Consider the following 25,263-nt stretch of genomic DNA (forward strand, 5'->3'; position numbering starts at 1 on the left):
GGGAGGCCTACCATGCATCAGGAACATCGCCTTGGCGTCAGCGAAGCCAACCTAGTTACTCGGAAACTGAAGCTCGAGCCCTGCAGCCAACGAGAGCTCGAGATAGCGCTCCAGGAAATCGATCAGCTTTATGGACTCGACAGCGTGGCTTTCGATGAAAATAAGCGAATGCTTCGTCTGGCTTACGATGCATCGCGTATTTGTATCGAATGCGTCGAAGAGGTTCTGACAAGACATTCGATCGACATCAGCCACGGCTGGTGGAACCGCTTCAAGGAAGATCACTACCGGTTCGTCGACCAAAACATCAAGGACAATGCCGCCAAGGATCCCTGGAGCTGTCATTGATCCTTGTCGTCGGTTAAGACACCGAGCAATCGTTTATCAGGAGGTCAGTCAATGTCGACGACGCCAGCCATTCTGGTGGTCAACTGTGGCTCGTCCAGTCTGAAGTTTGCCGTGTTTGGTCTGGCTAATGGCCTCAACCGTCAGTGGTGGGGAGCGGCCAGTGGCATCGGTACCGAGCAGGGCCGGCTTCGCGTGATGGATACACGGGGGCAAGTACTCGTGAACAGCGACGTGCGACTCGAGGGTCATGCGGCGGCCATCGCGCGCCTCGACGAGATCCTGCGCCAGCAAGGCGAAGGGCTGGCTCTGGTCGGTATCGGGCACCGAGTGGTCCATGGTGGGCCGGACTGCGATTGTTCGCAGCGTATCGACGACGCGCTGCTACGCCGGCTAGAAACGCTGATCCCGCTAGCCCCGCTGCATCTGCCGCACAACCTGGCCGGCATCACCGCCATGCGTGTGCATTTCCCCGATGTGCCCCAACTCGCCTGCTTCGATACGGTGTTCCATCATGGCCTACCCGAGGTCGCCCGACACACCGGGCTGCCGCGCGAGTACGAGGCCCAGGGCGTGCGTCGCTATGGCTTTCACGGGCTCTCCTACGAATTCATCGTCGAGGACCTGGTGCGTCGCCACGGCCCTGCGGCACTTTACGAACGTCTGATCGTCGCGCACCTGGGCAACGGTGCTTCCCTGGCAGCCATTCGCGGTGGGCACAGCGTCGAGACGACGATGGGGTTCAGCGCCCTGGGTGGCATGCCCATGGGGACCCGCAGCGGCGATCTGGATCCCGGCATCCTACTGTATCTAGGCGGGCAGCAGGGGCTCGATCCCCAGGCGTTACAAACGCTGCTCTACCGGCGCTCCGGTTTGCTGGGCCTCTCCGGCGTCAGCGCCGATATGCGCGAACTTATAGCGCGCCGTAATGATATCCCGGAGGCCGCCCAGGCGATCGACTTCTTCTGCCATCGTGCCCGCCACTTCATCGGTGCCCTGAGCGCCGCGCTCGGTGGACTGGACCGGCTGGTCTTCACCGGTGGCATCGGCGCGAACGCGCCGTCCGTCCGTGCGCAGATCTGCGATGGCCTGGCGTACCTGGGCGTCACGCTGGACCCGCAGCGCAACCGCGAGCCGGAGCCGCTGATCTCCACCGCCGATGGTCCGGTCCAGGTGGAAGCCGTGACCACCGATGAAGAACTGATGATCGCCACGCACGTGCAACGCTTGTATGGCGACAGACGGGAGGACACATGACTCACAGAGCAGTTCAACGACTTGCCACGCTCGATGACCTGGTTCAACAGGCCCGGGGCGGGGACCCGATACGGGTCGCCGTGGTCAACGCGGCCCAGTCGGCGGTGCTAGAGACGCTGCAAGAGGCGACGCGGCTCGGGATCTCCGAGCCCCTGCTGATCGGACGTTCGGCCGAAATCGCCGAGGCCGCCTCAGCACTCGGCTGGGACCTCGACCTGGAATCGGTGATCGAGGCGAACTCGGAGATGGATGCTGCCCGCCGGGGCGTGGAGCTCGTGCGTGACGGCCACGCCGACGTGTTGATGAAGGGGCACATCCACACCGATACGTTCATGCGCGCCCTGCTCGATGGTGAACGCGGCCTGCGCCAGCCTGGCAGCCGCGTCAGCCACGTCTTCCTGCTGGACCTGCCCAATTGCCCACGCCTGCTCGCCATCAGCGACGCGGCGGTGAACATCGCGCCGGACCTCAACGCCAAGGCACAGATTCTACAGAACGCCATCGCGCTGATGCACATGGTCGGCGTCGAGACGCCTCGGGCGGCGGTGATCTCGGCGATAGAGACTGTCAACCCGGCACTTCCCTCCACCCTGGACGCCGCCTGCCTGACGCTGATGGCCCGTCGTGGGCAGATCGCCGGCGCCGAGGTCGATGGGCCGCTGGCCTTCGATAATGCCATCTCCGAGCGTGCGGCTCGGGAGAAAGGCATCGAGTCGCCGGTGGCGGGCCAGGCGGACATCCTGCTGATGCCGGATCTGGTCTCCGGCAACGTCCTCGCGAAGAACTTGGAGTACCACGCCGGCGCCACCGCGGCGGGGGTGGTCATGGGGCTGACGGTGCCGGTGGTGTTGAGCTCTCGGGCCGATCCGCCGGCGGCACGCCTGGCGGGGCTGGGAGTCGCGGCGCTGATGTACCGGGCGGGCCTTCGCCTGTCGGTTTCGGCTCCAACCGTATCGGAGACGGAATCCGCGTTCCCCTGCGCGCCGCAGCCCGAGTCGGCCTGCTGCCCCAAGGAGGTGTGCTGATGGACGCCACCGTCAAGAGGAACGATGCCACCACCAAGGCGAATACCACCGAAGCCTCGACAATGACCACATCAAAAGCGACCGTCGATCAGCAGCTGAACGCGATGTTCAGCATGCTCTCCGGCGGTCTGTCGCCGAGTGCCGTCCAGCAGGCCTGGTGGGACTGGGCACAGCATCTCGCCACCTCGCTGGACACGCAGGCCAGGCTTGCCAAAAAGGCGACCCGCCAGTGGGAGCGCTTTCGGGCCTACTCCGAGCGAGCTTGCCACGACCCCGGGTGCGAGCGTTGCATCGAGCCGCTGCCTCAGGACAAACGCTTTCGTGGCGACGCCTGGCAGCGCTGGCCCTTCAATGCCCTCTACCAGGGCTTTCTGCTGCAGCAGCAGTGGTGGCACGCGGCGACCACCGGCGTGCCGGGCGTCTCGCGCCATCACGAAGCTATGGTGGCCTTCGGCGTCCGGCAATGTCTCGACGTCTTCTCCCCGTCGAACTTCCTTGCCACCAACCCGGAACTGATCGAGCAGACGCTGCGCGAGGGCGGCGCCAACCTGGTCCGAGGCGCCGCCAACCTCCGGGAGGACTGGCAACGCCAGCTGGCGGGGCAAGGTCCGGCGGGGGTGGATAACTATCGGGTCGGCCAGGAGGTGGCGGTGACGCCGGGCCAGGTGGTCTACCGCAACCGGCTCATCGAGTTGATTCAGTACGCTCCTGTCACGCAGGTGATCCATGCCGAGCCGGTGCTGATCGTGCCGGCCTGGATCATGAAGTACTACATCCTCGACCTCTCTCCCGAGAACTCCTTGGTGCGCTATCTGGTGGCACAGGGCCACACGGTGTTCGTCGTCTCCTGGAAGAACCCGGGTAGCGACGAGCGGAATCTGGGCATGGCGGACTACCGGCGTCTGGGGGTCATGGCGGCGCTGGACGCAGTTACGGCCATCTGCCCGGAACAGCGCATCCATGGGGTGGGCTACTGCCTGGGAGGGACCCTGCTCTCCATCGCCGCCGCCGCCATGGGCCGGGACGATGACGAGCGCCTCGCCAGCCTCACGCTGTTAGCCGCACAGACCGACTTCAGCGAGGCCGGTGAGCTGATGCTGTTTATCGACGAGGACCAGGTGCGCTTTCTCGAGGATATCATGGCCGTGAAGGGGTATCTGGATACCCGGCAGATGGCCGGGGCCTTCCAGCTGCTGCGTTCCAAGGACCTGATCTGGTCGGCGATGGTGCGCAGCTACTTGGCCGGTGAGCGTTCCCCGATATTCGACCTGATGGCCTGGAACGCCGACGGCACTCGAATGCCGGCGCGCATGCACAGCGAGTACCTGCGCAGGCTGTTCCTCGACAACGATCTCGCCGGTGGGCGTTATGCCGTGGATGGCCGCCCCGTCTCCCTGACCGATATCCGCATCCCCGTGTTCGCCGTCAGCACTTGGAAGGATCACGTCGCCCCCTGGCGCTCGGTCTACAAGATTCAGTGGCTGGCCCGGGCGGAGGTAACCTTCGTGCTCTCCAGCGGTGGGCACAACGCCGGCATCGTCAGCCCTCCCGGCCACCCTCATCGCTTTCACCAGATCTCGACCATCTACCAGGGGGATCCATTCGTCGACCCGGATAGTTGGCAGGCTGAGGCAGTACACCACAACGGCTCTTGGTGGCCCTGCTGGCAGGGCTGGCTGGAGACGCACAGCGGCGAACGCGTCTCAGCCCGGGAGCCCGGCGTGACGGCCGACTACCCGGTCTTGGACGAGGCGCCAGGGCGTTATGTGCTAGAGCAGTGAGCCCGTTCCACGGGCTGGAAAGGGGCCGCTGCCATCGATGGCCCCGAGCAGCCGTCCCGAAGGGTACGGCCAATGCCATAGTCAGCGAGGTGAGCATCCATGAAAGAATCCAACGTCGTTCTCTGCGCCCCGGTACGCACGGCCATCGGTACCTACGGCGGCACACTCAAGGGTACGCCGGCACCCGAGCTCGGCGCCACCGCCATCGCCGAAAGCCTGCGCCGTGCAGGCCTGACACCCGAGGATGTGCAGAGCGTGATCCTGGGTCAGGTGGTCCAGGCCGGCGCCAAGATGAACCCGGCGCGCCAGGCCGCGATCCACGCCGGCTTGCCGGTGTCGGTGCCGGCGATGACGGTCAACCGGGTCTGCGGCTCCGGCGCCCAGGCCGTGGCCAGTGCCGCCCAAGAGGTGATGCTCGGGCATCTCGACTGTGCCATCGCCGGCGGGATGGAGAACATGGATCTCGCGCCCTATCTGGATCTCGCCGGGCGCTGGGGCCATCGCATGGGCAACGCCGAAATCTACGACAGCATGTTGCGCGACGGGCTCAATGATGCCTTTTCCGATCAGCACTCGGGGTGGCACACCGAGGATCTGGTCAGCCGCTTCGGCATCAGCCGCGAGGATCAGGACCGCTGGGCGGCGCGCAGTCAGCAGCGATTCAGCGAAGCGCAGGCAGCCGGGCGTTTCAACACCGAGATCGTGCCGGTCGAGGTCAACTCCCGCAAGGGTACGGTGGCCTTCGAGCGCGACGAGCACAACCGTCCCGACGCCACCGCCGAGGGCCTCGGTAAGCTGCGCCCGGCCTTCCGTAAGGAGGGCACCATCACCGCCGGCAACGCCCCGGGGCTGAACACGGGCGCGGCGACGATGATCGTCGCCGATCGCGCCTGGGCGGAACGCCAGGGTCTCGCGCCCATGGCGCGGCTGGTAAGCTACGGCGTCGGTGCCGTCGAGCCCGACTACTTCGGCCTCGGCCCGGTGCCGGCGGTGCAACAGGCACTGGCACGCGCCGGCTGGCGCATGGGTGATGTCGAGCGCATCGAGATCAACGAGGCCTTCGCGGCCATCGCCCTTGCCCTGGTTCGGGAGCTCGGGCTGGCCGAGGACATCGTCAACGTGGAAGGCGGCGCGATCGCCCATGGCCATCCCATCGGCGCCACCGGCGCGGTGCTGACCACCCGGCTGCTGCACGCCATGGCCCGAGATGACGTGCGCCGTGGCGTGGTCACCTTGTGCATCGGTGGTGGTCAGGGGGTGGCGCTGGCGCTGGAGCGTCTAGCCTAACCGCAAATTAACGCTTATGCGCGGCTCGCTATAAGGTGCCGAGCCGCACCACTCAAGGAGAAAGCATCATGAAAGCATTGGTATTTCATGGCCCTGGCAAGCGCCGCTGGGAGGAGAAGCCGCGCCCGGGCATCGACAAGCCCACGGACGCGGTGGTGCGCATCACCCATACCACCATCTGCGGCACCGACCTGCACATCCTCAAGGGCGACGTACCCGCCGTGAAGGATGGCCGCATTCTGGGCCACGAAGGCGTGGGAGTGGTCGAGGAAGTCGGTGATGGCGTGAGCAACATCCAGGTCGGCGACGAAGTGCTGATCTCCTGCATCACTTCCTGCGGCCGCTGCGACTACTGCAAGCGCGGCGTCTATTCCCACTGTCGAGATGGCGGCTGGATCCTCGGCCACCTGATCGACGGCACCCAGGCCGAGTACGTGCGCATCCCTCATGCGGACAACAGCCTCTACCCGCTACCCAAGGGGATCGATCACGCCGCGGCGGTGATGCTCAGCGATATCCTGCCCACCGGCCACGAGATCGGCGCCCTGAACGGGGAGGTCAAGCTCGGCGACACCGTGGCCATCGTCGGCGCCGGCCCCATCGGCCTGGCGGCGCTGATGACCTCACGCTTCTACTCGCCCGCGCGAATCATCATGATCGACCCGGACGAGAACCGCCTGGCCATGGCCAAGCAGCTCGGCGCCACCGACACCATCGCCCGGGACCCGCTCGAGGCCATCGACAAGCTGACCGGCGGTGAAGGCGTGGATGTGGCCATGGAGGCGGTGGGCATTCCCGAGACCTTCGATGTCTGCCAGCGCATCGTTCGACCGGGCGGCCATATCGCCAACATCGGTGTGCATGGCAAGAGCGTCGACCTCCAGCTTCAGGATCTGTGGATCAAGAACATCACCCTGCGTACCGGCCTGGTGAACACCGACACCATCCCGGTGCTGATGCGCGTCGTCGAGAGCGGCGGCGTCGAGCCCGCAGGACTGGTGACCCACCGCTTCAAGCTCGATGACATCGAGAAGGCCTACGATATCTTCAGCGAGGCGGCAAAGGAGCAGGCCATCAAGATGCTGTTGACCGCCGAGTGATGTTCACCCTCATCGGCAATGACGGCCACTTCGAGGCCACTGATATCGATCCTGTGAATAAGGAGCGCAAGCATGGAATTGAAAAACAAGACGATCGCGATCACCGGGGCCACCCAAGGGCTTGGCCGCGCCATGGCGGTACACCTCGCACAATACGGCGCGCATGATTGAGGCCCGAGCGGATGACACCACCCGCCAATCCCTTGGGCTGATCCTTACTATCGAGTATCAGCCGTGCGGGCAATATCGGCCAAACCAACTACTCGGCGGCCAAGTCGTGGGTGGATGCAATGACCGTCAACTGGGCCAAGGAGCTCGCCCGCCACAACATCCGCGTCGCGGCCATCGCTCCCGGGTTCTGCCGCACGGCCATGATGGAGGCAATGCCCGACAAGTCCTCGACAAGCTGTGGGCCCAAATTCCTGCGGGACGGTTGGGGGACCCCGAGGAAGTCGCACACGCGGTGCAGTTCATCTTCGAAAACGACTATTTCAATGGCCGCATCCTGGCGTTGGATGACGGGGTGCGTTTGTAGACAGGGGCGCAGCCAGCATGCGCCGTTCCGAATAATGAAAAGGAGTGAACAGCAATGAAACGCGAACGCGTGGAGCAAAAGTCTTTCGTGGACCCGGTGTGTGGTATGACGATCAGCTTCGAGACCGCCGCCACGGGGAGCGAATACCAGGGCAAGCGCTATTATTTCTGCGCGACGGCTTGCCGCGACCAGTTTCAGGCGGATCCCGAGCGATATGTTCATACGCACCGACAGCATGGGTCGAGACATGGGTGAACGTAGAGGCCTTCAGCCATGATCCAGGCCCCGCAGGTCTGCGCCGACCCCACGCGACGCCACGCCCAGCACGATCCCGACTGCTGCGACAATGTCTGCACTTGCCTGCGTTGCCTGTGCAGGCGCCATATCACCTCGAGGGCTGTCGCGTCGCGTTAGGATCCTCGGCCGCTGGAATTCTAGGGGGATAGAAAACGAACATGGAAACCATTGACCTGGAAGGACGCAAGGGCCTGGTCGTGGGCATTGCCAACGAACACAGCCTGGCCTGGTCGGCCGCTCGCCACTTCCGTAATGCCGGTGCGGAGCTGGCGCTCACCTATCTCAACGACAAGGCTAGGCCCCATGTCGAGCCTCTGGCCCGGGAGGTGAATGCGGGGCTCTTGCTGCCCTGCGGCGTGACGGTGCCGGGACAGCTGGAGGCGGTGTTCGAGGCGATCCGTCAGCGCTGGGGGCGGCTGGACTTTCTCCTGCACGCCGTCGCCTGGGCCCGCAAGGAGGAACTGCACGGGCGACTCACAGACTGCTCGGCAGAGGGCTTTGCCGAATCGATGGTGATTTCCTGCCACTCGCTGATCCGCATGGCCCAGCTGGCCGAGCCATTGATGGACCGCGGCGGCAGCCTCATGACGCTGAGTTACGTCGGCGCCGAGAAGATCGTCGATCATTACAACGTCATGGGCCCCGTCAATGCCGCGCTGGTGCTGGCCAGCGACTACACCACCGCGATCACCGGCGAGGTACTCTATGTCGACGCCGGCTTCCATGTCGCCGGGATGGTCTTTCACTGAGGTTTTCATGAGGTCATCAGCACTTCTCAGCCGCTTCATCCACGTGCCTGGGTTAGCAGGCGTGAAATGGAAACCTCCGGTAGCGGTGATAGCGGTATGAGTCTCGACCCTAGCCTTCTATCAGGCCCGCGCGACGATAAATCCGATCGTTCGATTCGTGGGAGGACGAACTCCAACGGTGGTTTCACCACATTGCTCGCCGCCACCTTCGTCGTCTTCCTCGGCTATGGCACGGTGTTGCCGATCTTGCCGCTGTTCCTCGATCGGGTGTTGTCGATGACCGGAGCCGACGAGGTCGCGCTGCACACCGGGTTGCTGACCGGGGTGTATACGCTGGCCTTGTTCGGCTTCGCTCCGTTGTGGGGCGGCGCCTCCGATCGGCTGGGCCGGCGGGCGGTCCTGCTGTGGGGTCTGGCGGGATTCGCGCTGGCGATGCTAGGATTCAGCTTGACCCGTAATCTGCCGCTTGCCTATGGCGCGCGGGCGCTGGCCGGCGCCTTCGCGGCCGCGGTGATCCCGGTGGCGCAGGCCCAGGCGGCCGAATATGGCGGCGCGGTGCTCCGCGCACGCCGTTTTGCCTGGCTCAGTGCCGCCGCTACCCTGGGTTTCTTGTCCGGCCCCATGCTCAGCGGTTGGCTTGCCAGCATTCCGATGGTGATGCCTCAGGCCGAGATGGTGCTCGGCGGGCCGGTGGCCTGGCCCTTCGTGGTCACGGCGGGCCTTGCCGGTGCGGTGTGGCTGGTGGTCTACCGTCACGTTCCCGGACGACCGGCTCGCCTCTACCCTGCCGGCAGGCATGCCCCTGAGGTGGCGTCGACCTGGCCAACGGGGGGACTCCTGACGCTGACGTTGCTGGCGATGCTTGGCCTGGGGGCCTTCGAGGTGGGCCTCAGCCTGCAGGCACGACAGTCGATCGGACTCGATCCCTTCAGGATCGGCTTGCTGTTCACCGTGTGCAGTCTGGTAATGCTGGTGGTGCAGATTCTGTGGTCGACGCATCCGCCCAAACGCCTGTCTAGCGGTCACCTGATTGGCGGGGCCTTTCTACTGATGGCGGTGGGCGTCCTAGGCCTCCCCTACGCCACGAACTTCTGGGGGGCATTCGTTGCCGTGGGACTTCTCGGCGCCGGGTCGGGGGTGTTGATTCCGTTGCTGGCCTATCAAGTCTCGCTGGCCAGCGGATCGGCGCAGGGTGCCGCGCTAGGCAAGCAGACCGCCCTGGCCAGTCTTGGGCAAGCCGCGGGTTCCACGGGTGCGGGATTGCTATTCGTCGGCAGCGCGCTAGGTACGTACTGGGGGCTCGCGATCCTGCTTTTTATTACCGCGGCGACCGCCTTCTGCGCCCGGCATCGGCTAATCGCACCGTCCTCATAAAGCTGATGGATTTTTCCATGCCAACCACGGCTGCTGCAGCCGTTTCAAGGAAGTCCGTTACGAGGTTGTCGACCAAAATATCACCTGATTACGCATATGACTCAGCTAGTTTCAGGAGCCGATACGGCATCGGCGGTGTTCTGGCCGCCACCGTCAGCAAGCGCGGCACCATGGCCTTGAGGTCATAGCGCCGATTGAAGCGGTACTCGAACTCGGCCAGGTAGCGCGGGGCATGGTGGCCACGGATCGCGTGATAAGTGCCGGTGATGGCGTTCTTGCGTTGGGTCAGCAGGTACATGGCCAGGAACCAGGTGGTCAGCGGTAAGTGCGTGGCGTGGAAGATGGTACCGGCGGTGAGCGAGGTCTGATGATGGCAGTGATGGCACTGGTAGAGGCCCCGGGAGAGCCGGCAGCCGGTGGTATTACCACAGTCGGGACAGACGAACCCCTTGGGCCAGCGGTGCTGGAAGAGGGCCGCCTGACACTGCGCTTCGGTGCCGTACTGCTCGAGAAATGCCGGCAGTGACAGGCCTGACTGGAACTGGATAGGATTGCGAGCCATGACGTTAACTCCTTGACCTACTATCTGATTCCAGTATAGCCGCCGGCTGGCGTGATGGCGGATCAACATGAGTAATCAAGACAGTCTTTGCAACAGCCCCGCTAAATACGTTGCACCGACTGGTTTTGGCTCACGGGCGATAGTGTTTCAGCACGGCATGGCACCACTGCGACTGTCCGCTGCGCACTGCTTGTCCTCTTGGCTCGCCTCCTTGACGCGGTGGGCCCAGGTCACAAGCCCGATGCTCGAGAAGACCAGTGCGAAACCTATCAGATGAATTGGATGGAACTCATCTCCGAGCCAAAGGTAGGACAGAACAAGCGCCGCTGCGGGCATAGCGCTCATGTAACCCGAAGCCGTACTTGCAGGCACTTGGCTCAGGCCACGGAACCAGATCAAAGTGCCGACTGCGAGCGGACCCATACCCCACACAACCAGTGCCAGCCACGCATTCAGCGAAGGTGTGGAGAAGTCGAAGCTCGTGGCTTGGTAGATACCGGGCCCGGCAAAAAGCAACGTCGCGACCCAGACGATGAGCGGCAAGGCAACCAGGGGGCTCAACTCCCTGATCATCTGCTTGCCCAGAATTGAGTAGAGCGTCTGGCTGGCCACCGCGCAGAAGACCAGCACGCTGCCAAGGATCAGATCCCAGCCCGTGGACTGAATCGACTGGCCCGAAACGTTGATTACAAGCACGCCAGCCACGGCCAGCATAACGGCCAGGATCTTTCGCCACCCCATGCTGTCACCCATAAAAAGCACTGCAGCGGTGGCCATCGCGGCGGGACTCAAGCTCATCACGATCGAACCGACCACGCCGTTCACGCGCTGCATACCGTTGAGTAGAAAGAGCGTGAATGCGACGATGCCCACGCCACCAATCACGATGATCTTGATCCAGTTCTGTCTGGATATCTGCGGCAGGCGCTTACGGTAGATGATCAAGAAGGGCGTCAAGGCAAGGGCGGCCACCCCAAGGCGGAGAAATGGCCCGAGAAACATGGGAAAGGCCTCTGATACGATTTTGGCGGCCGGGGTGCCGGTACCGAACAGCGCCATGCCGACGAAAAGCTGGGCATATGCCGTCAGCTGTTGCTTGAAATTAGCTTCCATTAAACTTTTCATCCCAGGCTATTTTGAGTTTCCTTTCAAGATTTTCCACAACAATCCGTAAGTCCACTTCAGGTAGGAAGGACGGTGTATCCTGTTGATTGATCACGTCCAAGATATCAACCAACATGAGTGGATACACCATGACCTACTCTACCCTCCGAGCACTTTCACAACCAGGCCCCCAGGTCACTGATCCTCTGCATGAACTGCTGCGCCAAGCGCCCGCGACCTGATTACCAAGGCCGTGGAGGCCGTGGAGGCCGTGGAGGCCGAGCTGGCCACCTTCCTGGCCCAATATGCCGATACGACCCCGGACGGAGTACGCCAATCTCCTCTGGCGTGCGGACCTGGTGGGTGAGTCTCTCGAAAGCCTTGCCGCCACGCTCGATATCACCATAAGTCATCTGCGGGTGCGCCTGCATCGCGCTCGCCAGGCGCTACGGCGGCGCCTGGAGGAAACCTGTCGAACCTGTCCCGTGCACGGCTACCTGGATTGTCAGTGTGATTACAGTCAAGGAGTGCGAGCCGGGATCCAGCAGGAGCCGGATGCACGATAACGCTATCGTGGCTGGCGCATCGATTGGACTGACCGTTCAGTATCGACAAAAATGCTTTATCAACGGCCACCCCTGCTGAGCCAAGCGTCGTAGATTTTATCGTTCCATTGGCTTTGGAAATAGGCGATGGCCGCCTCTTTGTCGTCTTCCGAAAACTTGTCCTAGAAGGCCGGCATTTGCCCGCCCACCGGCGCGCCACCCTCGTTGATAGTACGCATCAACATATCGAAGGAGTGATGCACCACCTTTGCTTCGCCGCAACCGCTAAGCAGAAATACCGAAAAAAGTAACAATATTCCCCTTGCTATTCGAATCGCCTTCCACCCCCGTTTTCTTTATATCAAGCACCTGACTCGCCCAAAAGTAGATGAAAATTCTATAAATGCCATCAAAGAATCAAGAACATAACGTCCTACTGGTGACTTCCGATGAAAAACGCATGGGAAGTTTTTGCTAGTCCCTTATTTCCATTCAGCGTTAATTCAGCTTGGCTGCATAGGCTGGCTATTGACGAGGATCACGAGAAGCCTACTTGCCCGCTTTTTTTGCTTGTTCCTTGGGTTGCCCATAAGTTCTAGCCTGAACATAAGCTTGCTTGTGCAACACCGCACGAGGCTGATGATAAAGGAGAAAAGTGATGAACGAACTGGTGTATTTCATGCTCTGGGCAGGAATCATCTTCCTGATGATGCGTTTTGGCTGTGGCGCTCACGTGATGGGCCATGGGCGTGGCAAGGCCAAGCATGGCAAGGGGGCACCGGAGCGCCAGGCGACCACCGAGGGCCTGCGTTGGATTCCGCCCGCCGACGACGTGGATCCCGTGTGTGGCAAGACCGTCAGCACCGAAACGGCCAAACCGAGCGTCCACGACGGTCATGTCTATTACTTCTGCTCCCGTGACTGCCGCGAGCGCTTCGAGGCCGCTCCCGAGCAATATCTCGCCGGTGATGACGCCACGCCCCCGCCCGCCCAACCGGAGAACGAGCATGCCTGACCTCGAGACCACTTCGAGCGCCAAGCCCAAACCGCGTTATGGCACCCCCTTGCCGGGGCAAGCCGTACCAAGAATCTCGGTGATCGCCCTGGGGATGAGCCTGGGGCTCTTCCTGGCCGTGACCTTCATCCTATGCGTCGGCTTCGATCTGCTGTTTCCCGACCAGGCGATGTATGAGAGTTGGTTGCGCCTGCTGCCCGGCTTCACCTGGTTGAGCTGGCCCAGTTTTTTCCTGGGGCTGGCGGAAAGCTTCGGCTATGGCTGGTACGTGGCGTTGGTTTTCGGCCCGCTCTATAACTTCTTTGTCGCTCGTACTCATCGTCGTAGTGACGCATAAGTCGATCTCGGCGCCCTGCATGCCTCGCCTAGCGCCAAGCTCGGCCCGGTACCAGCGTGTCCTGAGGGCATGTGCGCACTATCAATGCTGATCAATATAAGAGCAAGTTTTATGGGTTCTGAAAGCAGCAATCAGGGCCATGCGGGACACATGCCCACTAGCGGCCCCGGCATGGCGATCTCGGCCTGGCTGACAGGTATTTATTTCATTATCGAAATGGGCATTGGTCTCTGGACCGGATCGGTCGCGGTGATCTCGGATGCCTTTCATACCTTCTCGGCCGTTGGCGGCGTGCTGGTGGCGATCATCGCCGCTCGGCTTGCGCGGCGCCCTGCGGACGAGGCTCGCAGTTTCGGCTGGTACCGGGCCGAGATCGTCGGTGCGCTGGTCAATGGTGGCTTTCTACTCGGCATGGCACTCGTCGTGATCGCGATGGGCGCGATGCGGCTCACGAATCCCATCGATTTGCCCACGGGACCCATGTTGTGGGCGGCCGCCGGCGGTCTGCTGACTGAGTTCATCTCGCTGGGCCTGATCTGGAAGCAGAGCCAAAGCGATCTGAACGTGCGGGGCGCACTGTGGCATATCATCCAGACCTTCGTGGGTAGCATTCTGATCATTGTGACCGCCCTGGTGATTCGCTTCACCGGTTTTTTGCTCATCGACCCGATCCTCGGTATCGGCTTCGGCCTGGTGCTGCTCTGGGCGAGTTGGGGCATCCTGCGCGACGCCGCCCATTTGCTGATGGAAGGCACACCCGCCGAGATCAGCCTGGTCGAGGTGGTCGACGCCCTGGAAGCGCTCGACGGAGTTGCTGATGCACACCACGTTCATGCCTGGGCGCTGACCAGCGGACGCTACGTATTCTCTGGCCATCTGCGTATCGTCGAGAATGCCGATCCCGAGGGCGTCCTCAGGACAGCACACCACACGCTAAAGGAAAGATTTGGTTTTTTCTTCGTCACCTTGCAGGTGGAGCGCGGTTGTCTTGATGAATCCGGCGCCGAGGCGATCGATGTGACGCGCACTGCAGGCGCTGGGGGCTGGCCATGAAAACCCTGCTCCTGCTGTTGCTCATCACGGTTTCCGAGGCAACGATCGGGGTATTTGTGAAGCTCACCGACGGGCTCATCCCGATTCAGACGCTGACGTTCTATGCGATGGCCTTCGCGGCGGCGTTCCTGTTCGTCGCGCGCGCTCTGGCGAGCGGAGAATGGCCGCGATTCCCCAAAGGCAATGTGCGGGACACAGCCATTATCGGCGCATTGATCGCGGCTCAAGGCAGCGCCTTCAATTTCGCCATGACGCTGGTACCGATTGCCAATGCGGTAATCTTCTGGAGTATCGCGCCCTTTTTCGTATTCATTTTCTCGGCGCTGTTTTTGGGGGAAAAGGCGCGCAAGAGTTACCTTCTTATCTTCGCCATCGCCCTAACCGGCATTGCCATTGCCAATCCGCTCGGCAATGGCAATGCGCTGGGCAACTTCGTTGCACTGGCCACCGGCGCGATCTATGCCGCGATGGTGACCTATATGCGCTATGAAGGTAAGACCGAGACCGGTAACGACATTGCCTGGTCGCTGTTGGCCGCCGCGCTGGCGCTCTCTCCCGCCCTGATAATTGCCGGCCCCGGCAAGGTGGCGGCAACCATTTCGTATACGGCCCTGGGGATGGAGGTGCCGGTCATGCTCTGGGCAGCCGGTCTGGGCATCATCTCTACCGGGTTTGCCTACTTCGGCATCTCCATTGTGCTGAAGTCGATCAACGCCAATGTCTATGCACTCACCGATATCATCGTCTCTCCGGTCGTGGCCGCGACCTTGGGCTATCTGATCTTTGCCGAGATACCCGGAGAAGGGATGCTTTATGGCGGTGCGATGCTGCTCGGTGCCGGGTTCTGGCTATCATGGGAGATGTCGAAAACGGATCGGCAGCGTGCTGTTCATGCCTGCCAGTGTGCATAGGAAAGCCTTCTATGCCCAGTCCCATCCTTCTCCGGCTCCTTAACCTGGCGCGGTCTCGTAAAAGACAGCATCGGATCAGCCGATTTTTTAATCGACAAAATTAACGAGTTAAAACCATGAACGACGCTATCAACCATACCGGAGCCTGGGGCCTTGCACTGATCGTCATCGTGTTGGTGTCCTGGTTCTTCTATCGCTATTTCGCCCCGAAAAACTGGCGAGAATGGGCCGGTGCCGGCGCGGTGCAGGCGTTCATCATCGCGCTCTATGCCGAGATGTACGGCTTTCCGCTGACTATTTATCTGCTGGTGCGTTTCTTCGGTCTGGATAGCGAGTATGTCAGCGCCAGTCTCTGGTCGACGCTGGTGGGGCTGGGCGAGACCGGCATGCTGATCTCCATGCTGCTCGGTTACGGCCTGGCGTTTACCGGCATCGGGATATTTATCCAAGGCTGGCGGCAGGTGTACAAGGCGCGACGCGAGGACCATTTGGTGACCGGCGGCCTGTATGCCCTCGTACGCCATCCCCAATACACCGGTTTATTCATCGCCTTGTTCGGCGAAGGCGTGGTGCATTGGCCAACGCTGTTTTCGGTCGGTCTGTTTCCGGTGATCGTACTGGCCTATGTCTGGCTGGCCCATCGTGAGGAAAAGCAGATGCTGGCCCGCTTCGGCGATGCCTACCGCGCCTATCAGCGGCGGGTGCCGATGTTCATTCCGCGCAGGGGTCAGTGGTGGGAACTGACGGATACCTCACGATAAGCCGAGATTTCACGGATCGTTACGCAATTAATACCCAGTAAGAACCGAATGCACTGTAACGCTCAGCACACTGAACCGTCTATTGGCCGACCAAATCGATACGTTTGTGAGCTACTCGAGCAGCTCATGGCGCTCGAAGAATACGAAGCCATGAGTATCGCTCGGGACACGGCACGAATGGAAGGCCTGTGATGCCCCTTCAAGCGTCTCACCTTAACGCAAGTGCTCAGCGTTAATTCAGTTCCACCGCATAGGCTGACAGTTGACCGGGATCAAGCGTGGCATGCGCCCTGGCCTATCTAGCTTGACCCTTGGGTAACCTACAGGTTTTAGCCTGGTACTAGCATCCGTCGATATTGTGATCAACATCAAGGAGATCAAGCCATGTGGGGAAACATGATGACGCATATGGGGAATTACGGCTGGGGGCACATGTTCTTTGGCGGGCTCATGATGGTGCTGTTCTGGGGCGCCGTCATTGCCTTGGCGGTTTTTCTCGCGCGAGGCCTGGCCCGGGGCCGAAGTGAAGTTGGCGATGGCGTTTCTCAAAGGCGGCCAACCGCGCTTGAACTTCTGCAGGAGCGCTACGCCCGAGGCGAGATCGACCAGCACGAATACGAGCAACACAAGCAGGACCTTAGGCATTGACGATTTTTGTGTAGCCAATAGGGCTACATCGATCGCGGGAAACAGGACGTTGAGCTACCACCCGCACCAAGGTGACGGAGACGATTTCATGACTCAGCAGCAATCTATAAAACAGCCTCAGGGTAAGCAGGGGCGAAACGAAGTGACCGGCGCTATGAGCGACAACGGTCAAGAGGCTGTTCAGTACACCTGCCCGATGCACCCGGAAGTGGTCGCCGATCAACCGGGTGACTGTCCGAAATGCGGCATGCATCTCGTGGCCGTGGAAAGCAGCGACTCGCAGGCGCACGCCAACCCTGGTGACCATGGCCATGCCCATTGTCACGGGCACGCCCCTCACGCCAACCATGAGGCCCCCGCGCTGGCCCAGGCCGATGTCGGCATCGCCATGGGCACCGGCGCCGACGTGGCGATCGAGAGCGCGGGCTTCACGCTAGTCAAGGGCAACCTCGACGGCATCGTGCGAGCCCGCAAGCTGTCCCAGGCCACGATGCGCAACATCAAGCAGAACCTGTTCTTCGCGCTGGTTTATAACGCCACGGGTGTGCCCATCGCTGCCGGTATTCTCTATCCGTTCCTTGGCATCTTGATCGGGCCGATCTTTGCCGCCTTCGCCATGAGTGCGTCCTCGCTATCGGTGGTCTTGAATGCGTTGCGTCTACGCCGAGTGAGGGTCTGATCATGCGCTGGGCGGAGGTCGGGGCCCTCGCCAGACAAAAAGGTGCTCCCCATGATGCTTAAAAGAAACGTTTTCACCCTATAAGGCGAGGAGAACGACCATGCCAGACAAACATCGTCTCGGTGTATCCGAAGCCAATCGAGTGACACGGCATCTGAAGCTCGAGCCCAGCGATCGGCAAAATCGGCAAAGCGCGATTGCCGAAATCGATCGGCTCTATGGCCTCGACAGTGTGTCTTTCGATGAGAGTAAACGAATGCTCCATCTGGCCTATGACGCTTCACGACTCTGTATCGAGGATATCGAAAGCATTCTGTCCAAGTGCTCGATCGACATCAGCCACGGTTGGTGGAATCGCTTCAAGGAAGAGAATTACCGATTCGTCGATCAAAACATCAAGGACAATGCCGCCAAGGATCCCTGGAGCTGTCACTAGTTGGAGCCGTCACTAGTTCTGGCTCGAGCCGGCTTGCCGAAGAGCATTGATCAACAGATGCCGTGCGGCCTTTTGCCGCGCTGCAATACCGTTTTTCCGTTCAGCGTTCAGGTTCGATTCAGGGTTGATTCCTACATTAAAAATACCCGCTGCATAAGGGATTATGTCATGCAAGCCAAGGTGTCTTCACTCGAATATTCACTTACGGCGGTGGTTGACCTTGATGTTGCACATAGGTTCTAAGCTTAGAACCATGAGTGATTCCTCTTTTTCAAGCGATCCAGTACGCCCTGCGCGAGGAGAGTGTCATGCACATGAATGGTTACGGCTGGGACATGGTCGGCTTTGGGCTACTGCATATGGCGCTTTTCTGGGGGCTGATCGGCGCGGCCATCGTGATCCTGGTCAGAGCGGCTCGAGGCGATCGAGAAGGTGTCGCAGTGCCTTCGAAGCTGACCAGGCTGGAAGAGCGCTATGCCCGCGGTGAGATTGATCGCGGAGAGTTCGAGCGCGGGAAGTTGGACATCGAACGCTGATGTCCTTGCGGCAACGGGCCTGGGATGAACCCGCCCGTACCTTGCACACGTACCTTGCAAAAGGAGAGTGACATGATCAGGAAGCCGATGCAGAAGATCGCCTTGAGCGCCTTGTTGGCCGTCATGACCACCGCTGGCGCCGGCACGGTCCTAGCCCATGGAGGAGGCTATGGAGCCTCCAAGCATGGCATGCAAGGGCCCTGCATGATGGGGGGCATGGGTCAAGGCCAGATGGGCCCCGGCATGATGGGTGGCATGGGTCAAGGCCAGATGGGCCCCGGCATGATGGGCGGCCAGGGTCAAGGCCAGATGGGCCCCGGCATGATGGGTGGCATGGGTCAGGGCCAGATGGGCCCTGGCATGATGAGCGGCCAAGGCCAGATGGGTCCCGGCATGATGGGTGGCATGGGCCAGGGCCAGATGGGCCCTGGCATGATGGGTGGCCAGGGTCAAGGCCAGATGGGCCCTGGCATGATGGGTGGCATGGGTCAAGGCCAGATGGGCCCCGGCATGATGGGTGGCATGGGTCAAGGCCAGATGGGTCCCGGCATGATGGGTGGCATGGGTCAAGGCCAGATGGGTCCCGGCATGATGGGCGGCACGGGTCAGAACATGATGAGCCTGGGCATGCTCGATCTCAGCGATGACCAGCGCCAGGAACTCGTCGCCATCCAGCAGGACCAGATCCAGCAGCAATGGGACCTGATGCAGCAAATGCGGGAACGAACCGCCGCCTTGCAGAAGCTTTATCAAGCCGAGCAGCCGGATGCCCAGGCCATCGGGAAGGCTCATGATCGCGTCTTCGAGGTGCGGCGCAAGATGATCGAGAACCGCATCGAGGCGCAGAATCGGATGAGCGCCCTGCTCACCGACGAGCAACGCGAGGCGATGCGTAATATGCAAGGCGGCGGCATGCCAGCCAACTGAAAGAGCGTTTGGAAGCCGTCGAGGTCAGGCGGTTTTCAGGCAGCGGCTTGGCAAGTGAGAGCCGTACCGGGGGCAATGGGGGCATGCCCCGCCCCGGGTCGATGAACAAGGAGACTCGACATGAAGCGCTTGTGGCTGACCATTGGCAGTGTGTTGCTCGGCCTTTCTGCGGCTTTTCCGGCGCTGGCCCAACAACGCTATGACGATTCCTTCTGGCATCCCGCCTGGGGCTGGGGGCACATGTTTTTTGGAGGCCTCATGATGATCGTCTTCTGGGGAGGCATCATCGCTCTGGTGGTTCTGTTGGTGCGATGGCTGAGCCGGAACGATGCGCTAGGTCGTAGCGACACATCGGACTCTGGCTCCTCACGGCGCCCAACCCCGTTGGAAATCCTGCAGGAGCGCTATGCCCGCGGCGAGATAGACAAGCAGGAATATGAGGAGCGCAGGAAGGACCTTTCGCGCTGAGCGCCAGCAAAGTTGCAAGGTGCTGTTGCGTCTGGAATGCAAAAACGAGTTTCCGGTAACGACTCTTGGGAGTGATATTGGAATGAAGAGATTCGAGCTTACCCGACTGTTGCGCGCCATGGCCGGTCTGACAGTTGTAAGTCTGGCAATGCCGGCCATGGCCGATGAATCGCGTGTCTATATTCCTATGGGCAGCGCGGATAGCATAGCCATCATCGATACCGACAGCTATCAGGTAAGCGGCCAAGCGCAGGGGGTCGTCAACTCCCACGGGTCCGACCTGACCCCGGATGGCCGGTTTCTGGTTGCCGGTAGCCTCACTCCCCGCGAGAGTGGGGAAACGCCGGTGAAGCCGGCGAGTGTCTCGGCGGACGAACACGCGGCGCACCACGGTGGTGGCGGTGATACAGCCGCCTCGTCGAGCACTCAGGGCACGCTGTACCTGATCGACACCCAAAGCAAAGAGGTAGTGCGTCAATTTGAGGTCCCCGGTCCGGTTCATCATGTGGTGGTGACCGCCGACGGGCGCTACGCCGTATCGACCCACCCAATGGGGGGCGGTATCAGCATTGTTTCTTTGGAAAGCGGAGAGTTGATCGCGAACCTTGCGACGGGACCGGCGCCGAATTACATGGTCCAGAGTTCTCAGGATCAGTCCCTCTATGTCAGCAATTCCGGCAACGGCACGATCAGTGAGGTCGATACCGAGAACTGGTTCGTGCGCAAGAACATGCGCCTGGAGGGGAGCCCCGAGCATATGGTGCTGGACAATGAGCGTGGGCGTCTATACGCCAACGACGCGGCTGGGGGGCAAGCAGTCGCCCTCGATCTGGAATCTGGCGACGTGGCAGCGCAATACCCGGTCGGGGCGGACCCTCATGGTATCGACCTGTCGAAGGATCGCAATACGCTTTATGCCACGAGCCAGGGGGACAATCGTCTGGTGGCTGTGAGCCTTGACGATGGCACGGTTCGAGAGATGGTGCTTGCTCCGGCGCCTTATCATCTTGCCATCAATCCGACCGATGGAAGGCTATTGATATCAAGTCGCGACAAGCCCCAGCTCTGGGTGGTGGATCCGCGCACCCTGGATACCCTCGAAACGGTTCCACTTGCGGGGGTAGGCCACCAGATCGCCGTGGAATAATAATCTGGAAAAGACGAAAACCCCTGTCGGGATGAAGGGTTGATACTGGCCAGTGTCATCTATCACTCGATGGGGTTTTGGTGCGAGTATAAGTTGCCAATAACCTGTTGTATCGATCGAATAAAAAATCTCCATGAATTATTTATTCTTATTTTTTCTTAGTTTAACCGTCCTCTTGGTGGAAGCCTTTTCTGAAAATATTCTGAATATGAACCCATAAAAAAGTTTGATTTTTTCAGTTTAGTTTCAGGTAATGCGTTCATAGTAGACACATATCCACAAAGCAGAGGAAGTACCATGAACCTAGTCAAGAAATCAGTTGTCTTGATCGTTACCGTCGCCAGCCTTTCATCCGCGTCGATGGTGTTGGCATCATTTGATTATGAAAATACCACGGGGCAGTCCGCGCAACTCAATAAAGTCATGCAAAACCTCCCCAGTCAGGAAAAATTTGATCGGGGAGAATGGCGCAATCAAAAGATAGATGAGGAAAAGAAACAGAATGCCCTCAAGATGTTTAGAGAACATAACATGCAGGGTCAAAGTGGTGGAATGTCCGAGACAAAACCATACATCAATTTAAATAAAGAACAAGCTAATGGTTCCTCGGATCGGGGAGGTGCCGCCCATTCCCCTCTTCATGAGCAGCCCGCTGTTGGCAATCGTCTCGACAAGTGATAGGCAGAGAGCACCGTCATAGAATTCAGACGATAGTTCTCGTCGGAAAGCCATGGCCAGCCTATCTCTCGAAGAGGTTGGCCATTTTCTGGCAAGGCATGCAACAATTTCTCCTTTGCAAACCAAAGCCCGCCCATGCCAGCTCCGGCCCTGAATCACAGGCCTCTCTAGAAAAAAGAATAAGTTGACAGCGGTCAATTCTTCGATTCGATGTTTTCAGCTTCAATTCAGGAAGGTTTCCTAGGCTGGGGCAAACTAATCGAGAAGGTGTTTTCATGAGCAATAGAATGACGGCTTTATTGACTTCCAGTCTGCTACTACTTGGTGCTGCCGGCGTGCAGGCTGCAATGCCCGAGACAGCCACGTTGTACAAGAACCCATCCTGCATGTGCTGCGATGGCTATGCCGAACATCTGAAGGCCAAGGGGCTCGACGTCGAGGTCATCGAAGACCAGGAGCTTAGCCAGGTCAAGATGGACGCGGGGGTTCCCCATGGCCAAGGCTCATGCCACACGGTCATGCTCGGCGAATATGTCATCGAGGGTCATGTCCCCTTCGCGGCGATCGACAAGCTGTTCGATGAGCGTCCGGATGTCGATGGCATCGCCCTGGCCGGCATGCCGTCTGGCACTCCTGGCATGCCGGGACCGAAACAGGCGCCTTACGAGGTGATGAGTTTCGAGAATCGTGAAGCCTCGCCTTTTGTGACACTGTAGATCCGGGATCGGCGTGGATACACTTTCTTCCATCGGCCTGCTGGGTGCTCTTGCCGGCGGGCTGCTTTCCTTCTTTTCCCCCTGCACCTTGCCGTTGCTGCCGGCCTACTTGTCGGTAGTCACCGGCGGCAGCGCCGGCAAGCAGGACAAACGCCTCGAAGCCATGATCCTGAGCATGTTCTTCGTGCTGGGCTTCAGTGTGGTGTTCATCCTGCTAGGGCTCGGCGCCAGCAGCATCGGCCAGTTGCTACGCGGCTATCGCCAGGAGTTGAACTGGGTCACTGGTTCGGTAGTCATGCTGCTGGGGCTATTCATGACCGGCGTGCTACGCATGCCGCTCTTTCAGCGTAGCTTCCTGCAGCTTACCCCCAACTTTCAGGGGGGCTCGCCACTGGCCGCCACGGCCTTTGGTGTATCCTTTGCCATCGGCTGGACACCCTGCATCGGCCCCATTCTCGGCGCTATTCTGATGGCGACCTCCAGCGCCGCCAATGCCCAGGCAGGCATGGTCTATCTCAGCGCCTATTCACTGGGCATGGCGATTCCCTTCCTTGCCAGCACATTATTGATCAATCGCTTTGCTCGACATGGCCGACGGCTGGGCAAGTGGAGCGCCTATGCACGTCCTGTCGCCGGCGGCATTCTGATCCTGATGGGGCTGGCCATCGTCAGTGGCACCTTGACCCAACTGGCCAGTGTGCTGGTCGACTGGTTCCCCTTTCTTGCCACCATCGGCTGACAAGCGTCATCGAGTCAAAACAGCAGGCGGCTCGATTTTTGTCTTGAATTAATGCCCTTTAATTGTCGTCGTGGCGTTTCCCAGATAGTGTTATTTTTTTAATTATACAAAAAATTACATCATATAATTAAGAACATTCAGCTTGGCTTCAGATAATGCGTTCATAGTAACACCCATACCCACAAAGCAGAGGAAGTACCATGAACGCAGTCAAGAAATCGGCCGCCTTGATCGTCACGATGACCTCACTTTCAGTCGCCACCTTGGCGTTCGCGTCAGCTGGTTATGAAGATAACCCAGGGCAGTCCGATCAGCTCTCCAAGGTCATGGAACGTCTCTCCAGTCAGGATGCCCTTGATCGGGATGAGTGGCGCAACAGCAAGATGGATGAAGACAAGAAACAAAGCGCATTAAAGATGTTCAGAGAGCACAATATGCAAGGCCAGAGTGGCGGCATGTCCAGCACCAAGCCATACGTCGACTTGAACAAGGAACAGCTCGATGGTCCCTCGGACCGGGGTGGCGCCGCCCACTCTCCTCTCCATGCCGAGCCCATCGTTGGCAATCGTCTCGACAAGTGACATTTGGAGATTCTTCTTCATTGAGGCACCGCGATAGTTCCCTATGAAGCCTTGGCCAGCCTCTCTCTTTTCAGGATGCTGGCCATTTTTTTGAGGTTGGGCACGCGCGCCGGGATGTCGGACGAGAAGCCTCCTGCGCTCCAGCGCTTGAGCTTCTGCGAGGCAATATTTCTCATGCATTCAGTTTCGTTTCAGCAATGGCCAATATACTCGCCATGGCGCCTGAAATGGGTGAAAGATTTCTTTCGCCCCCCTCTGGCGGTTTTCGGGCGTTCAGGCCAAGGGGGCGTCAGCGGTCGGCTTCAAGGATGAGTCAGCGGAACGATGTTTTTATCCCACGCAGGTAAGGTCAGGAACAATACGCATGAGACAGGGTTGGCGAACATCCATAGTGGCGCTGTCGATTGGGGCGGTGGTGATGCCTTCCGCCTGGGGCGAAGAGGCGGGGCTGGAATTGAACCAGGCGGTCCAGATGGCACAATCCCGTGACCCGTGGCTCAGCGGTAGCCAATACACCCAAGATGCGCTAGAAGCCGAGGCAACGGCGGCGGGGACGCTGCCTGATCCGATGATTTCCCTTACCGCGGCCAATCTTCCCACGGATACCTTCGACACCGGGCAAGAGCCGATGACGCAGTTCAGTGTCGGTATCACGCAGATGTTTCCTCGCGGGGACAGTCTCGAGCTGATGGAGAAGCAGAAAGAGCAACTCGGCCAGCAACACCCCTTCCTGAGGCAGGATCGCAAGGCAAAGGTCGCGGCGACGGTGAGCCAGCTGTGGCTCGAGGCCTACAAGTCTCAACAGACGATCGCACTCATCGAACGGGACATGGATCTTTTCGAACAGCTGGTGGATGTGACTCAGGTCAACTACTCCTCCGCCCTGGGCAAGGCGCGTCAACAGGATGTGATTCGCGCCCAGTTGGAGCTGACTCGGCTGGATGACCGTCTGACGTCGCTCAATCAGCAAATGGAAGCCTCCAGGCAGCAGTTGTCCGAGTGGATAGGTGACGCGGCTATTGCACAACCGCTGGCAGGCGAGTTGCCCGAGCTTGCCCTGGCCATGCCGGAATTCACCCAGGCGTCGACACGGCTCTCCAGACAAGAGGCGGGGCAGGCGCTGGTGCATCATCCTGCCGTACAAGCCCTGGATAGGAAGATCGAGGCGGTCAAGACCGGGGTTGATCTTGCCTATCAGAAATACTGGCCCGAGTGGAGCGTCACGGCAAAGTATGGCTATCGCGCCGATGACCCCATGGGTAACGACAGGGCGGCACTCTTTACTGCCGGCGTGGCGTTCGATTTGCCCATTTTCACGGAAAAGAAACAGGATAAGGAGGTAGTGGCTGCTGTCGCCAAGGCCGAATCCATCAAGACGGATAAATCGCTGCTGCTGAGAAATATGCTGGCCAAACTGGAGAAAAGCAAGGTGCAGCTCATTCGCTTGAATGAACGAATGTCACTTTACAGCAATCAGCTTCTTCCCCAGTTAGATGAACAGGCAGAGGCGTCCCTTGAGGCCTATAACAACGATGACGGCGACTTTGCCGAGGCCGTCAGGGCCTATATCGACGAGCTTGATGCCAAGATCGAATTTCTGAATATCGCGGTCGAGCGCCAGAAGTTGATCGCGACGATCAACTATTACCTTGAAGGTATCGAGTAACCGG

Annotated in this window: 30 protein-coding genes and 3 pseudogenes; 29 read left to right on the forward strand and 4 right to left on the reverse strand. The window is 60.1% G+C overall.

Annotated features, from left to right (window positions below; translation table 11 throughout):
• From BUA41_RS16200 to BUA41_RS16245, 10 genes are all read left to right on the forward strand, one after another.
• Positions 1 to 348, forward strand: a 348-nt coding sequence (locus BUA41_RS16200; RefSeq protein WP_340641253.1) for a cation transporter, incomplete at its 5' end; no start/stop codon positions are given.
• A gap of 51 nt (positions 349 to 399) precedes the next feature.
• Positions 400 to 1,602, forward strand: coding sequence for an acetate/propionate family kinase (locus tag BUA41_RS16205; protein WP_072824760.1), 1,203 nt, complete (start codon positions 400 to 402; stop codon positions 1,600 to 1,602).
• Positions 1,599 to 2,627 (forward strand): bifunctional enoyl-CoA hydratase/phosphate acetyltransferase, encoded by a 1,029-nt coding sequence (locus BUA41_RS16210; protein ID WP_072824762.1) that lies wholly within the window; start codon positions 1,599 to 1,601, stop codon positions 2,625 to 2,627. Before BUA41_RS16205 ends, BUA41_RS16210 begins: the two co-directional genes overlap by 4 nt.
• Entirely contained in the window at positions 2,627 to 4,408 is a 1,782-nt protein-coding gene (locus tag BUA41_RS16215) for a PHA/PHB synthase family protein (RefSeq protein WP_072824764.1), read from the forward strand. Before BUA41_RS16210 ends, BUA41_RS16215 begins: the two co-directional genes overlap by 1 nt.
• A gap of 99 nt (positions 4,409 to 4,507) precedes the next feature.
• Entirely contained in the window at positions 4,508 to 5,695 is a 1,188-nt protein-coding gene (locus BUA41_RS16220; protein WP_072824767.1) for a thiolase family protein, read from the forward strand.
• Between the two features lie 68 nt (positions 5,696 to 5,763).
• Positions 5,764 to 6,795, forward strand: coding sequence for a zinc-dependent alcohol dehydrogenase family protein (locus BUA41_RS16225; protein ID WP_072824769.1), 1,032 nt, complete (start codon positions 5,764 to 5,766; stop codon positions 6,793 to 6,795).
• Between the two features lie 281 nt (positions 6,796 to 7,076).
• Positions 7,077 to 7,388, forward strand: coding sequence for an SDR family NAD(P)-dependent oxidoreductase (locus BUA41_RS19535; protein ID WP_072824771.1), 312 nt, complete (start codon positions 7,077 to 7,079; stop codon positions 7,386 to 7,388).
• Positions 7,385 to 7,585, forward strand: a complete 201-nt coding sequence (locus BUA41_RS16235) for a YHS domain-containing protein (protein ID WP_072824773.1) — start codon at positions 7,385 to 7,387, stop codon at positions 7,583 to 7,585. The genes BUA41_RS19535 and BUA41_RS16235 overlap by 4 nt, the downstream gene beginning before the upstream one ends.
• A gap of 200 nt (positions 7,586 to 7,785) precedes the next feature.
• Positions 7,786 to 8,376 carry an SDR family oxidoreductase gene (locus BUA41_RS16240; RefSeq protein ID WP_084671735.1) on the forward strand — a complete coding sequence of 197 codons (591 nt, stop codon included), beginning with the start codon at positions 7,786 to 7,788 and terminating at the stop codon, positions 8,374 to 8,376.
• Positions 8,377 to 8,472: 96 nt separating this feature from the next.
• Positions 8,473 to 9,750 carry an MFS transporter gene (locus BUA41_RS16245; protein ID WP_175546997.1) on the forward strand — a complete coding sequence of 426 codons (1,278 nt, stop codon included), beginning with the start codon at positions 8,473 to 8,475 and terminating at the stop codon, positions 9,748 to 9,750.
• A gap of 88 nt (positions 9,751 to 9,838) precedes the next feature.
• Here BUA41_RS16245 and BUA41_RS16250 read toward each other — a convergent pair whose 3' ends face one another.
• Together BUA41_RS16250 and BUA41_RS16255 are read right to left on the reverse strand one after the other, a co-directional pair.
• Entirely contained in the window at positions 9,839 to 10,312 is a 474-nt protein-coding gene (locus BUA41_RS16250; RefSeq protein WP_072824777.1) for a transposase, read from the reverse strand.
• A 147-nt stretch (positions 10,313 to 10,459) separates the two neighbouring features.
• Positions 10,460 to 11,425 carry a DMT family transporter gene (locus BUA41_RS16255; protein ID WP_072824779.1) on the reverse strand — a complete coding sequence of 322 codons (966 nt, stop codon included), beginning with the start codon at positions 11,423 to 11,425 and terminating at the stop codon, positions 10,460 to 10,462.
• A 140-nt stretch (positions 11,426 to 11,565) separates the two neighbouring features.
• Between BUA41_RS16255 and BUA41_RS19780 the strand changes: the two are divergent.
• The 11 genes and pseudogenes from BUA41_RS19780 to BUA41_RS16300 all read left to right on the forward strand — a co-directional run.
• Positions 11,566 to 11,771 (forward strand): annotated as a pseudogene (locus tag BUA41_RS19780) (IS256 family transposase); the annotation flags it as partial.
• 848 nt (positions 11,772 to 12,619) lie between these two features.
• Positions 12,620 to 12,976 carry a YHS domain-containing protein gene (locus BUA41_RS16260; protein ID WP_072824781.1) on the forward strand — a complete coding sequence of 119 codons (357 nt, stop codon included), beginning with the start codon at positions 12,620 to 12,622 and terminating at the stop codon, positions 12,974 to 12,976.
• Positions 12,969 to 13,313, forward strand: coding sequence for a DUF5676 family membrane protein (locus BUA41_RS16265; RefSeq protein WP_084671743.1), 345 nt, complete (start codon positions 12,969 to 12,971; stop codon positions 13,311 to 13,313). Before BUA41_RS16260 ends, BUA41_RS16265 begins: the two co-directional genes overlap by 8 nt.
• A gap of 84 nt (positions 13,314 to 13,397) precedes the next feature.
• A complete protein-coding gene (locus BUA41_RS16270) occupies positions 13,398 to 14,366 on the forward strand; it encodes a cation diffusion facilitator family transporter (protein WP_217652836.1) in 969 nt (322 codons plus the stop codon).
• The gene (locus tag BUA41_RS16275) at positions 14,363 to 15,277 is read left to right on the forward strand and encodes a DMT family transporter (RefSeq protein ID WP_072824786.1); all 915 of its coding nucleotides are present in this window, start codon (positions 14,363 to 14,365) and stop codon (positions 15,275 to 15,277) included. Before BUA41_RS16270 ends, BUA41_RS16275 begins: the two co-directional genes overlap by 4 nt.
• 116 nt (positions 15,278 to 15,393) lie before the next feature.
• Positions 15,394 to 16,038 carry a methyltransferase family protein gene (locus BUA41_RS16280; protein ID WP_072824788.1) on the forward strand — a complete coding sequence of 215 codons (645 nt, stop codon included), beginning with the start codon at positions 15,394 to 15,396 and terminating at the stop codon, positions 16,036 to 16,038.
• 384 nt (positions 16,039 to 16,422) lie between these two features.
• The gene (locus tag BUA41_RS16285) at positions 16,423 to 16,686 is read left to right on the forward strand and encodes an SHOCT domain-containing protein (RefSeq protein WP_072824790.1); all 264 of its coding nucleotides are present in this window, start codon (positions 16,423 to 16,425) and stop codon (positions 16,684 to 16,686) included.
• 196 nt (positions 16,687 to 16,882) lie between these two features.
• Positions 16,883 to 16,936 (forward strand): annotated as a pseudogene (locus BUA41_RS19620) (heavy metal-binding domain-containing protein); the annotation flags it as partial.
• A gap of 96 nt (positions 16,937 to 17,032) precedes the next feature.
• A pseudogene (locus tag BUA41_RS16290) lies at positions 17,033 to 17,365 on the forward strand (haloacid dehalogenase); the annotation flags it as partial.
• A 100-nt stretch (positions 17,366 to 17,465) separates the two neighbouring features.
• A complete protein-coding gene (locus BUA41_RS16295) occupies positions 17,466 to 17,801 on the forward strand; it encodes a hypothetical protein (protein ID WP_072824792.1) in 336 nt (111 codons plus the stop codon).
• A 314-nt stretch (positions 17,802 to 18,115) separates the two neighbouring features.
• On the forward strand, positions 18,116 to 18,337 hold the full coding sequence (locus BUA41_RS16300) for an SHOCT domain-containing protein (protein WP_139249156.1): 222 nt from the start codon (positions 18,116 to 18,118) through the stop codon (positions 18,335 to 18,337).
• 150 nt (positions 18,338 to 18,487) lie between these two features.
• On the opposite strand, the gene BUA41_RS19315 is transcribed toward BUA41_RS16300, so the two are convergent.
• Positions 18,488 to 18,907, reverse strand: coding sequence for a hypothetical protein (locus BUA41_RS19315; protein ID WP_072824796.1), 420 nt, complete (start codon positions 18,905 to 18,907; stop codon positions 18,488 to 18,490).
• A gap of 45 nt (positions 18,908 to 18,952) precedes the next feature.
• Between BUA41_RS19315 and BUA41_RS19320 the strand changes: the two genes are divergently transcribed.
• From BUA41_RS19320 to BUA41_RS16340, 7 genes are all read left to right on the forward strand, one after another.
• Positions 18,953 to 19,264 carry a Spy/CpxP family protein refolding chaperone gene (locus BUA41_RS19320; RefSeq protein WP_507236279.1) on the forward strand — a complete coding sequence of 104 codons (312 nt, stop codon included), beginning with the start codon at positions 18,953 to 18,955 and terminating at the stop codon, positions 19,262 to 19,264.
• 120 nt (positions 19,265 to 19,384) lie between these two features.
• Positions 19,385 to 19,732 carry an SHOCT domain-containing protein gene (locus BUA41_RS16315; protein ID WP_084671748.1) on the forward strand — a complete coding sequence of 116 codons (348 nt, stop codon included), beginning with the start codon at positions 19,385 to 19,387 and terminating at the stop codon, positions 19,730 to 19,732.
• A gap of 82 nt (positions 19,733 to 19,814) precedes the next feature.
• On the forward strand, positions 19,815 to 20,879 hold the full coding sequence (locus BUA41_RS16320) for a YncE family protein (RefSeq protein WP_072824801.1): 1,065 nt from the start codon (positions 19,815 to 19,817) through the stop codon (positions 20,877 to 20,879).
• A 297-nt stretch (positions 20,880 to 21,176) separates the two neighbouring features.
• Entirely contained in the window at positions 21,177 to 21,557 is a 381-nt protein-coding gene (locus BUA41_RS16325; protein ID WP_072824803.1) for a hypothetical protein, read from the forward strand.
• A gap of 275 nt (positions 21,558 to 21,832) precedes the next feature.
• On the forward strand, positions 21,833 to 22,273 hold the full coding sequence (locus BUA41_RS16330; protein WP_084671751.1) for a DUF411 domain-containing protein: 441 nt from the start codon (positions 21,833 to 21,835) through the stop codon (positions 22,271 to 22,273).
• Positions 22,274 to 22,286: 13 nt separating this feature from the next.
• Entirely contained in the window at positions 22,287 to 23,012 is a 726-nt protein-coding gene (locus BUA41_RS16335) for a cytochrome c biogenesis CcdA family protein (RefSeq protein ID WP_072824807.1), read from the forward strand.
• Positions 23,013 to 23,212: 200 nt separating this feature from the next.
• The gene (locus BUA41_RS16340) at positions 23,213 to 23,593 is read left to right on the forward strand and encodes a hypothetical protein (RefSeq protein ID WP_072824809.1); all 381 of its coding nucleotides are present in this window, start codon (positions 23,213 to 23,215) and stop codon (positions 23,591 to 23,593) included.
• Positions 23,594 to 23,634: 41 nt separating this feature from the next.
• Here the strand turns inward: BUA41_RS16340 and BUA41_RS19625 are convergent, their stop codons facing one another.
• Positions 23,635 to 23,769: a hypothetical protein gene (locus BUA41_RS19625; protein WP_281247859.1), complete on the reverse strand. Its 135-nt coding sequence runs from the start codon at positions 23,767 to 23,769 to the stop codon at positions 23,635 to 23,637.
• Between the two features lie 188 nt (positions 23,770 to 23,957).
• On the opposite strand from BUA41_RS19625, the gene BUA41_RS16345 reads away from it, so the two are divergent.
• The gene (locus BUA41_RS16345) at positions 23,958 to 25,259 is read left to right on the forward strand and encodes a TolC family protein (protein WP_072824811.1); all 1,302 of its coding nucleotides are present in this window, start codon (positions 23,958 to 23,960) and stop codon (positions 25,257 to 25,259) included.
• The last annotated feature ends 4 nt before the right edge of the window (positions 25,260 to 25,263 follow it).

The sequence above is a fragment of the Modicisalibacter ilicicola DSM 19980 genome (assembly GCF_900128925.1).
Classification (GTDB): domain Bacteria; phylum Pseudomonadota; class Gammaproteobacteria; order Pseudomonadales; family Halomonadaceae; genus Modicisalibacter; species Modicisalibacter ilicicola.

Bases quoted from the DNA above. Each gene is read 5' to 3' on its own strand.
- BUA41_RS16220 (WP_072824767.1), top strand. From the start codon at position 4,508: ATGAAAGAATCCAACGTCGTTCTCTGCGCCCCGGTACGCACGGCCATC.
- BUA41_RS16270 (WP_217652836.1), top strand. From the start codon at position 13,398: ATGCTGATCAATATAAGAGCAAGTTTTATGGGTTCTGAAAGCAGCAAT.
- BUA41_RS19625 (WP_281247859.1), bottom strand. From the start codon at position 23,769: ATGAGAAATATTGCCTCGCAGAAGCTCAAGCGCTGGAGCGCAGGAGGC.
- BUA41_RS16285 (WP_072824790.1), top strand. From the start codon at position 16,423: ATGTGGGGAAACATGATGACGCATATGGGGAATTACGGCTGGGGGCAC.
- BUA41_RS16300 (WP_139249156.1), top strand. From the start codon at position 18,116: ATGAATGGTTACGGCTGGGACATGGTCGGCTTTGGGCTACTGCATATG.
- BUA41_RS16345 (WP_072824811.1), top strand. From the start codon at position 23,958: ATGAGACAGGGTTGGCGAACATCCATAGTGGCGCTGTCGATTGGGGCG.
- BUA41_RS16330 (WP_084671751.1), top strand. From the start codon at position 21,833: ATGAGCAATAGAATGACGGCTTTATTGACTTCCAGTCTGCTACTACTT.
- BUA41_RS16280 (WP_072824788.1), top strand. From the start codon at position 15,394: ATGAACGACGCTATCAACCATACCGGAGCCTGGGGCCTTGCACTGATC.
- BUA41_RS16225 (WP_072824769.1), top strand. From the start codon at position 5,764: ATGAAAGCATTGGTATTTCATGGCCCTGGCAAGCGCCGCTGGGAGGAG.
- BUA41_RS19320 (WP_507236279.1), top strand. From the start codon at position 18,953: ATGAGCCTGGGCATGCTCGATCTCAGCGATGACCAGCGCCAGGAACTC.
- BUA41_RS16245 (WP_175546997.1), top strand. From the start codon at position 8,473: ATGAGTCTCGACCCTAGCCTTCTATCAGGCCCGCGCGACGATAAATCC.
- BUA41_RS16215 (WP_072824764.1), top strand. From the start codon at position 2,627: ATGGACGCCACCGTCAAGAGGAACGATGCCACCACCAAGGCGAATACC.
- BUA41_RS16210 (WP_072824762.1), top strand. From the start codon at position 1,599: ATGACTCACAGAGCAGTTCAACGACTTGCCACGCTCGATGACCTGGTT.
- BUA41_RS16250 (WP_072824777.1), bottom strand. From the start codon at position 10,312: ATGGCTCGCAATCCTATCCAGTTCCAGTCAGGCCTGTCACTGCCGGCA.
- BUA41_RS16320 (WP_072824801.1), top strand. From the start codon at position 19,815: ATGAAGAGATTCGAGCTTACCCGACTGTTGCGCGCCATGGCCGGTCTG.
- BUA41_RS16315 (WP_084671748.1), top strand. From the start codon at position 19,385: ATGAAGCGCTTGTGGCTGACCATTGGCAGTGTGTTGCTCGGCCTTTCT.
- BUA41_RS16325 (WP_072824803.1), top strand. From the start codon at position 21,177: ATGAACCTAGTCAAGAAATCAGTTGTCTTGATCGTTACCGTCGCCAGC.
- BUA41_RS16255 (WP_072824779.1), bottom strand. From the start codon at position 11,425: ATGGAAGCTAATTTCAAGCAACAGCTGACGGCATATGCCCAGCTTTTC.
- BUA41_RS16295 (WP_072824792.1), top strand. From the start codon at position 17,466: ATGCCAGACAAACATCGTCTCGGTGTATCCGAAGCCAATCGAGTGACA.
- BUA41_RS16340 (WP_072824809.1), top strand. From the start codon at position 23,213: ATGAACGCAGTCAAGAAATCGGCCGCCTTGATCGTCACGATGACCTCA.
- BUA41_RS16260 (WP_072824781.1), top strand. From the start codon at position 12,620: ATGAACGAACTGGTGTATTTCATGCTCTGGGCAGGAATCATCTTCCTG.
- BUA41_RS16240 (WP_084671735.1), top strand. From the start codon at position 7,786: ATGGAAACCATTGACCTGGAAGGACGCAAGGGCCTGGTCGTGGGCATT.
- BUA41_RS16265 (WP_084671743.1), top strand. From the start codon at position 12,969: ATGCCTGACCTCGAGACCACTTCGAGCGCCAAGCCCAAACCGCGTTAT.
- BUA41_RS16235 (WP_072824773.1), top strand. From the start codon at position 7,385: ATGAAACGCGAACGCGTGGAGCAAAAGTCTTTCGTGGACCCGGTGTGT.
- BUA41_RS16205 (WP_072824760.1), top strand. From the start codon at position 400: ATGTCGACGACGCCAGCCATTCTGGTGGTCAACTGTGGCTCGTCCAGT.
- BUA41_RS16275 (WP_072824786.1), top strand. From the start codon at position 14,363: ATGAAAACCCTGCTCCTGCTGTTGCTCATCACGGTTTCCGAGGCAACG.